Raw genomic sequence first — 9,697 nt, forward strand, 5'->3', positions numbered from 1 at the left:
CTGACCGTCTACGAGAAGAACCTCAGCGACGGCAGCGCGCCGGACTCGGCGGCCCTGACCCAAAGCGGAACCTTCACCATCACCGCGCTGGACGGCGTCACCACCCTGACCGTGGGCGGCATTGCCGTGGTCACCAACGGCGTGGCGGCAGGGTTCCCTCAGTCCGTAGTGACCCCATTGGGCAGCACGCTGACCATCACGGGCTTCAACGCGGCGACCGGTGTCGTGAGTTACAGCTACACGCTGGTCGACAACGAGGCGCATCCGAACGCCAACGGCGCGAACAACCTGCCTGAACAGTTCGCCGTCACGGTGGTGGACGACAACGGCACAACGGCCAACGGCACGCTGGACGTGAACATCATCGATGACCTGCCGAAGGGCGTGGATGACAGCAACACATCGACCGCCTCGGAAACCAATCTGACGTTGACGGGCAACGTGCTGACCAACGACGTGCAGGGCGCCGACCGGGTTCAGGTCGGGGAAAGCACCGGGCCGATCACCGCAGGGACTTTCGTCGGGACTTACGGCACGTTGGTGCTGAACGCCAACGGCACCTACACCTACACCCTCAACCCCAGTGATGCCGACTTCAAGGCCTTGCATGGCGGCGGCAACGGCACCGAAACCTTCACCTACACGATCACCGATTCGGACGGCGACACCAGCACCGCCAACCTGGTGCTGAACATCCACAACAACGACGATCCGGTGACCATCAGCGGCCTGGACGTGAACGGTGGCGAACTCACTGTCTACGAGAAGAACCTCAGCGACGGCAGCGCACCGGACTCGGCGGCCCTGACCCAGAGCGGCACGTTCACCGTGACCGCGCTGGATGGCGTCACCACGCTGACCGTCGGCGGCATCGCCGTGGTCACCAACGGCGTGGCCGCAGGCTTCCCGCAATCGGTCACCACGCCGCTGGGCAGCACCTTGACCATCACCGGTTTCAACGCTGCGACCGGCGTGGTCAGCTACAGCTACACGCTGGTGGACAACGAAGCCCACCCGAACGCGAATGGCGCGAACAACCTGCCTGAGCAGTTCGCCGTGACAGTGGTGGATGACAACGGCACAACGGCCAACGGCACGCTGGACGTGAACATCATCGATGACCTGCCGAAGGGGGTGGATGACAGCAACGCGTCGACCGCCTCGGAAACCAATCTGACGTTGACCGGCAACGTCCTGACCAACGACGTGCAGGGCGCCGACCGCATACCGACCGGCCCCAACGCCGGCCCGATCACCGCCGGCACCTTCACCGGCACTTACGGCACCTTGGTGCTCAATGCCAACGGCACCTACACCTACACGCTCAACACCAGTGATGCCGACTTCAAAGCCCTGCACGGCGGCGGCAACGGCACGGAAACGTTCACCTACACGATCACCGACTCGGACGGCGACACCAGCACCGCGAACCTGGTGCTGAACATCCACAACAACGACGATCCGGTGACCCTCAACGGCCTCGACGTCAACGGCGGCGAACTGACCGTCTACGAGAAGAACCTCAGCGACGGCAGCAGCCCCAACGCCTCCGCGTTGACCCAAAGCGGCACCTTCACCGTGACGGCCCCGGATGGTCTGCAAACCCTGACCGTGGGCGGCATCGCCGTGGTCACCAACGGCGTGGCCGCAGGCTTCCCGCAGTCGTTCACCACGCCGCTGGGCAGCACGTTGACCATCACCGGCTTCAACGCCGCGACCGGCGTCGTGAGCTACAGCTACACCCTGGTCGACAACGAAACCCACCCGACCGCCAACGGCGCCAACAGCCTCACCGAGAACTTCAACGTGGTGGCCACCGACGGCGACGGCAGCACCGCGAGCGGGCAGATCAATGTCAACATCATCGATGACCTGCCCACCGCCAAACCCGACACCGGCTCGGTGGCGGAGGGCGGCACGGTCAACGTCAGCGTGCTGGGCAACGACGTCAGCGGCGCCGACGGCGCGGCCACCGTGGTGGGCGTGCGGGCCGGCGGCAACACGTCGACCTCGGCGATCGGCGGCCTCAACAGCAACATCAACGGCACCTACGGCTACCTGACCCTGGACGCCGCCGGCAACGCGGTCTACCACAGCAACCCGAACTCGGTGAGCCCGCCCGGCGCCACCGACACCTTCACCTACACCATCCGCGACACCGACGGCGACGAGAGCACCACCACGATCACCATCAACGTCGCCGATTCCAACCTCAAGGCGTCGGTCGACCAGGATGTGACCGTCTACGAAAAAGCCCTCGACCTGACCAAGGACGGCCAAGACCTGGCCGCCGGCACGGTCACCGGCAGCGAGCCCGGCAACACCGGCGAAACCATGTCCGGCACCCTGGTCGGCTCGGTCACCGGCGGCAGCGGGGCGATCACTTACACCCTGGTCGGCAGCGGCACCGGCACCTACGGGCAGATCCTGCTCAACGCCGACGGCACCTACACCTACACCCTGACGTCGGCGCCGAAGACCACGCCCAACGCCAACGACGGGCCGAACGTGCTGAGCGAAAGCTTCACCTACAAGGCCACCGACGCCCTGGGCAACTCCACCACCAGCACCATCGTGGTCAACATCGTCGACGACGTGCCCAAGGCCGTGGCGTCCGACCGCTCGGTGGCGGCGGTGGAGATCGACTCCAACATCCTCATCGTGCTCGACATCTCCGGCAGCATGGCTGACGCCTCCGGCGTGCCGGGCCTGTCGCGGCTGGACCTGGCCAAGCAGGCGATCAGCGCCTTGCTCGACAAGTACGACGACCTGGGCGATGTGAAAGTGCAGCTCGTCACCTTCAGCAGCAGCGCCACCGACCGCACCTCAGTGTGGGTCGACGTGGCCACCGCCAAGACGATCCTGGCCGGCCTCAGCGCCGGCGGCGGCACCAACTACGACGCCGCCGTGGCCATGCTGCAGACGGCGTTCAACACCTCGGGCAAACTCACCGGGGCGCAGAACGTCGGCTACTTCTTCTCCGACGGCAAACCCACCACCGGCCAGGAGATCGGCACCGCCGACGAGGCCGCGCTGAAGGCCTTCCTCGACGCCAACAACATCAAGAACTACGCCATCGGCCTGGGCAACGGCGTGAGCAACGCCAACCTCGATCCGCTGGCCTACGACGGCATCAGCCACACCGACACCAACGCGGTGGTGGTTACCGACCTCAACCAGCTCAACTCGGTGCTGTCGGGCACCGTGCAGGGCGCGCCGGTCACCGGTTCCCTGCTGGGCGAGGGCGGTACGTTCGGCGCCGACGGCGGCTTCATCAAATCCATCGTGGTGGACGGCACCACCTACACCTACGACCCCAAAGCCAACAGCGGCCAGGGCTCGCTGACCTTCAGCGGCGGCGCCAACCACGGCACCTTCAACACGGTCAACAACACCCTGAGCATCGCCACCAACAACAGCGGCACCCTGGTGATCAACCTCGACACCGGCGACTACAGCTACACCTCGCAGAAGACCACCACCGTGGTCATCACCGAGAACATCGGCTTCACCGTCAGCGACAACGACGGCGACCTCGCCAGCTCGACGCTGACGGTCAAAGTGATCCCCAACTCGCCGCCGGTGGCGGTGGACGACCACATCATCACCAACGTGCTGTCGGGCAACATCGTGGTGCCGGGGGAACTGCTGCTGGCCAACGACAGCGACCCGGACGGCGACACTCTCAACGCCTCGCCCACCAGCTTCAACACCGGCTGGGTGGCCAAGGGCGCGGACTTCACCGGCTCAGGCGCCATCAACTTCTCCGGCACCAGCAACACCGCCGCCAACCAGAGCCTGGCCGACGTGCGCAATTCGTTCGCCGCCAACGCCGCGACCATGACCGCCGTGCTGGTGGTCAGCGGTTACCTGGGCGCAGTGACCAACGCCAACGCCAACGACGAGGACCTGATCACCATCAAGCTGAAACAGGGTGAGACCCTCAACCTGGACCACAACCTGGCGGCCGGGCACATCACCATGGAGTACTCGCTCAACGGCGGGGCGTTCGTCAGCATCGCCGACGGCGGCACGATCACCGCCGGCGCCGACGGCACCTATCAGATCCACCTGACCAACATCACCAACACCAGCGGCGGCAACGCCAACGCGGCGGAGAACTACCAGCTGACCATGACCGTGAACTACGCCGGGGCCCAGAACACCACCCCGGACTACCACGGCACCTACACCGCCAACGACAACCACGGCGGCAACGACACGGCCAACGTGACCATCAGCTACCAGGACGGCCACACCCTCACCGGCACTTCGGGCGATGACGTGCTGGTGGCCGGCAGCGGCGACAACATCCTCAACGGCGGCGACGGCAACGACGTGCTCACCGCAGGTTCCGGCAACAACGAACTGCACGGCGGCGCCGGCAACGACTTGCTCTACAGCGGGCCCGGCAACGACCTGCTCGACGGCGGCAGCGGCATCGACACCGCCAGCTACGCCCACGCCACCGCCGGGGTGACGGTCAACCTGAGCCTGCTCGGTGCGCAGAACACCGTGGGCGCCGGGACGGACACCCTGACCGGCATCGAAAACCTCGTGGGTTCGAACTTCAACGACACCCTCACCGGCGACAGCAACAGCAACGTCATCAACGGCGGCCTGGGCAACGACATCCTCAACGGCGGGGGCGGCGACGACCTGCTGATCGGCGGGATGGGCAACAACACCCTCACCGGGGGACCGGGGGCCGACACCTTCCAGTGGCTCAAGGGCAACAGCGGCCACGACACCGTCACCGACTTCACCCCCGGCACCGACAAGCTCGACCTGTCGCAACTGCTGCAAGGGGAGAACGGCACGGCGGCGTCGCTGGACGACTACCTGCACTTCACCGTCACCGGCAGCGGCGCGTCGGTGGTGACCACCATCGATGTGAGCGCCATGGCCGGCGCCACGCCGAACCAGACCATCGACCTGGCCGGCGTCAACCTGGCCAGCCACTACGGCGTGACGCCGGGGGCGGGCGGGGTGATCGCGGGCGGGGCGGATACGGCGACGATCATCAACGGGATGCTGAATGATCATTCGTTGAAGGTGGATACGGTCTGAGGGGCGGTTGAGGCAGCATAGCCCCGCGCTCACGGTGTACGGGAGCACGGGGCTTCGCTGATTACCTGATTCCAACACCAAAGGCGTGGTTGTTGAAGAAGCTGTTTACGATGGCTGCGCTCCTGGCTCCCGTTACAAGATGAACCGTGACCTTGGCCGGCTTCAAGAAATAGCTGGTAGGTGTGCTCGACCAGTAAAAGTTGCTTCCCATTGGCCAGCTTCCACCGTAAGTGCGTTGGATCTCGTGCATTTCATCTGCGTTAGGGATATGCGCTCCCAAGTTGCTGGCCGCTGAGCTCATTTGTGCCCAGGTGCCTGCCCCCACCCCTAAAACATGAATCACACCGCTGACGGACACCGAATAGCTCAACGATTGATTGGTCGCATCCCTCACTGTAATGCTTGCGGTTCCGCGCCCCCTGACGGTCACCAACCCGGTTGCGTCAACGACTGCCACTGCCTGATTGCTGGATGTGTAGGTGTAGGGTGGCTGGCCGTTGGATGCCTGGTAACGCACTGAGGTGCCAGGGCCAAAGGCCGGCAGTAAATTTGGATAGGCAGGCAGCAAATAGATTTTTCCGCTCAACGTCACCGGACTGGTGTTGAAGCTCAACGGCGAAATCACTGTAAAGCTCCGCGCATTGGACACCTGCCCGGTGCTCACGGCCTTGGCCGTGACCGAGTGCGCACCCAAGGCCACATTCAGCGTGGTGCTCCAGACATTTCCCACGGCCCGCACCGTGTGCTTGGGCACATTGTTGTCGTGGATCTGCACTTCGTGATTGGGGGTGACGCTGCCTTGCAGGGTCACGGTCGTGCGGGTCGTCCGCCCGCCGTTCGGCACTTCACCGTTCGAATCCCTCACCGAGGTGAGCGTCGGGGCAACGTGCTCGGCCACCACGAACGTGCGCGGCGGCGCGGACACCGGGCTGTCGCCGTACAGCGCCAGCGCGGTCAGGCTGTACGCCTTGGCGCTCAACCCGTTGACGACGTGGCTCCAGTCGCCCTGAGCGTTGGCAAGCGGCTCGCCCAGCGCCTGCGTGCCGTCGAGCAGCCGCACCTTCTGGCTCGGGCTGGCCGTCCCTCTGACGGTAACGGTCCGGTCATAGGTGGTGGCGCCGTTGGCGACGCTGCCAAGGGAATCGGTGACGTTGGAAATCACCGGTTTGTTGGCGACGGCCACCGTGAACGCCCACGGCGGGCTGGTCACCGGGTTGGCGTCATACAGCGCCCGGGCGGTGAGGTGATAGGCCTTGACCGTCAGGTTGTTCAGCACCTTGCTCCAGACACCTTCCGAACCGGTGCCGCCCGGGGCGACGTCCGCCGAGCCGTAGGAGTTGGCCCCGTCGAGAATCTCCACTTTCTGCCCACGGGTCGCCGTGCCCGTCACGGTGACCTGGTCGTTGTAAGTCACGCCGCCATTCGCCACCGTGCCCCATTGGTCGGTGACCCGGGTGATCGCCGGCGTCAGGTAGTCGTAGCGGGTGCGGATCGTCAGGTTCAGCCGGGGAAACTCAATGGCGGTGTGCTCCTGCACGTCGCCGTCGAACGTCACCTTGCACACGACCGACGCCGATGAAGCGTGATCCAGTTTCAGCAGCTCGGAACGGGGCAGGGTTTCCTTCAGACCGGCGCTGACTTGTCCGGCGGTGATGAGCGCACCGTCCAGCAACACAATGCGGTAATCACTGCCGTCCAGCGCCTTGCCTTCCAGGCGCAGCCACAAACGTTGCTCAAGCGCGATGTAAGGCCAGACCTTGACCTGTACATCCGGATCGCCGGCAAATTCCATCAGATCCAGCACCTGATTGACCGCTTGCGGCACCTCCGGGCGCGGCAGCTCGGTTTCCGGTGACTGGAACCGCAGCACGTTGAGCGTCAGCAGCTCCGAGGTGGTCCAGAAGTTGTAGCGCTTGACGTCATAGGTCACCGACACCGGCCGGCCGATGTTGGGCCCCACCACCGACGCCGGCAGATGGAACTGCACCCGGCCGCTGGCGTCGGCCGGCAGTTCCAGGTCCTCCGACGTACCGGCGCCGGGCGTGCCGCGCCACTTCAGGGCAATGGTGTCGAGTGCCGGATCCATGTTGGCGTACGCCACCGCCACATCCACCCCGCCCAGCGCCTTCATCGGGTCGAGGCTGTCGCCGTCGGCCTGGATCACGTCGGGCGGCGGCAGCTCCCCGACCAGTTGCCCGATCAGCAGCTCATACGTGGCCGAATAGCTCAGCAGCCCGGTGGCCGCATGCTTGAGGGTGTAGCGGATCTTCACGTACTGGCCGATGCTGGGCGTGACGAAGCGGGCGTCCACCCGGAAGTTCACCGGCTTGCCGGCCGACACGGTGGTGATGGGCAGCCAGTCGCTGGTGCTGATGTCCGAGTCCACAGCGGTCCAGTAGTAGGTCAGAATGTCGTCCTTCACCGTGCCGGTGTAGCCGACCCGCACCGTCACCTTTTCGTACACCCTGGCCGGGTCGAGAACGCCCTCGATGGCCTCGGGCACGTCCGGCGCCGGTAAGGTCGCGGGGATCGCCTGCACCTTCAGCAGCAGGTGTTCGGACTCGCTCGTGCCGTAGGCCGAGGTGTCGTTGATCACCCGGTACCAGAGATCCAGGCGCCCATTGGCCAGCAAGCCGATGTGCTCGCCCATGACATACAGCGTGACAAGCTTCGCCACGGCGTCGTTGCGGCTTACGTCGTACTGCACTGTGTACACATAGGGCGCGCCGTTGGCCAGGGTGCCTTCCCAGATCAGCTCGACAGTGTCGCCGTCCGCCATGCCGGGGTAATGGATGTCGACGGTGGCGTGGTTCACGCCCGGCTCAAGGACATCGCCCACCGCTTCGCGCACCACCGGGGCAGGGTGGGCGTACACATCGCCGATCACGTTGGCGAAGGTGTGCTTGGAGGCCAGCGGCGGTTGGCCGTCCTTCTTGGTCAGCACATAGAACACATCCACCGAGCCGTTGACCAGTGCCCGCACCTCTTCGTAGGGAACCCGCAGTTCGAGAATGCTCGGCACGTTGGCGATGACCGTCGACTGCGTGTGAACCAGCGGTTTGCCGCTCAGCGGTGTGCCGGTCCAGGTCATCGTCACCGTGTCGCCGACGGCGAAGTCTTCGGTGCGGACGTGGATCTGCACGGTGACGGGCTGCTGGTTGAGCTGTTTGAGGTCGATGACGCCATTGAACGATTCCCTGATGATCGGCGCTTCCAGGCGCGAGGCACCGGCCTCGACGTCGACGGTGGTGGTGAGCGACCACTTTTCCGAATAGTTCCAGACCTCGTCGTACACCTCATACGCGATCAGCAGGGCGGAGCTGTCGCCGCCGGCAAGGATGTCGGCCTGCTCGGCGCGCACCACGATGGGCAAGGTGCCGTCGACGTGGGCCTGCGTCAGCACCAGCGGTGCCAGGAACACGCTGCCCCACTTCACTTGGATCGTGTCGCGCAACGCGATGTTGGGGTAGCGCTGGATCGTCATCGGCACGCCCTTGGCGGCCCACTCGGCGTCGACGCCTTGCTCGATCACCTCCTGGGGCAGTTGCACAATCTTGAGCTCCGAGTGGCCGGGCTTGTGCGGCTCTTTGTCGATGCCGGCCGGGCGGTCGAGCTTGACCCGCAAGCGCAGCGGCACGGAGGGATCGTCCGGTGCCGCTTCCCCTGCGCGGTGCAGCAGGAAATAGCACTCCTCGATCCAGCCCGGCACGAAGCGGGCGGCCGCGACGAAGAAGAACAGCCGCTGATTGACGTCGTTCGCCGTCACCACCTGGTGATAGACCACGCTCTGGTCAAGGAAGACATCCACGGTGTCGCCTTCGGCCATGGAGATCCACGGGTCGATGACGAACATCACCCCTTGCTCATGGTCGCTGACCACCGCAATGCTGATGCCGCCGTCGCCGTCCGTGATCGGCCGGGTCATGCCGGCGATGAACAACGGCTGCAGGGCCAGCACGCCGAAACCGGGCGCGCTGCCGACGAGGGTGAGCGGGGCGGGCAAGTAGGAACGCAAGGCGGTCATGGTCAGCTCCTTGCCGAGGTGGGCATGGATGTGCAGGCGGGTCGTTGACCGGAATTAGGGACTGCGCAGGGGTGTTTGACCACTGTCAGATCTGACAGGGGGAGGGTGATTTCCGATGACCGGCTATGTGCACGAGGCTGCTTTAAGTCCACCACCAATCCTGTGGGAGCCAGCCTGCTGGTGATGGCGGTGGGTCAGTCGAATGTGATGCTGGCTGACACGCCGCCATCGCCAGCAGGCTGGCTCCCACAGGGTCTTGTATCTGCTCAGAGGACCGCGTCGGCCTTCAGCTCCAGGCTGTCCAGCACCCGGTTCACCGCCAGCTCGCCGAGCATGATCAGCTGCGTGATGCCTTGCGCGGTATGCCGGTGCTGGCCGTCCAGCAGCCCCGCAAAGTTGTTGGCCATGACCTTGGCCGAGGTCAGGGTCTCGCAGGCGTCGGCCAGCAGTTCCTCGTTGTCGGCGGCGGGGGCGATGGCGTAGAGCTTGCTGATCTTGAGCGCGGGTTCAGGGACGAACATCGGGTTGAGGTAATGGTCGAGGGCGCGCTCGGCGGCTTCGTTGAGCTTGCGCGAGTCGGGGGATTCGTAGGGGGACGTGGGG

Annotated in this window: 3 protein-coding genes; 1 reads left to right on the forward strand and 2 read right to left on the reverse strand. The window is 65.1% G+C overall.

The window, feature by feature from the left end; genetic code table 11:
• The coding region (locus CAG33_RS27845) for an S-layer family protein (RefSeq protein WP_139835922.1) at window positions 1–5,070 on the forward strand (5,070 nt) is incomplete at its 5' end.
• 61 nt (window positions 5,071–5,131) lie between these two features.
• Here CAG33_RS27845 and CAG33_RS27850 read toward each other — a convergent pair.
• Window positions 5,132–9,094, reverse strand: coding sequence for an Ig-like domain-containing protein (locus CAG33_RS27850; RefSeq protein ID WP_085641272.1), 3,963 nt, complete (start codon window positions 9,092–9,094; stop codon window positions 5,132–5,134).
• 266 nt (window positions 9,095–9,360) lie between these two features.
• The coding region (locus CAG33_RS27855) for a DUF6124 family protein (protein ID WP_085641274.1) at window positions 9,361–9,697 on the reverse strand (337 nt) is incomplete at its 5' end.

It is taken from the genome of Pseudomonas sp. B3(2017), from assembly GCF_002113595.1.
Classification (GTDB): Bacteria; Pseudomonadota; Gammaproteobacteria; order Pseudomonadales; family Pseudomonadaceae; genus Aquipseudomonas; species Aquipseudomonas ekonensis.

Bases quoted from the DNA above. Each gene is read 5' to 3' on its own strand.
- CAG33_RS27850 (WP_085641272.1), bottom strand. From the start codon at position 9,094: ATGACCGCCTTGCGTTCCTACTTGCCCGCCCCGCTCACCCTCGTCGGC.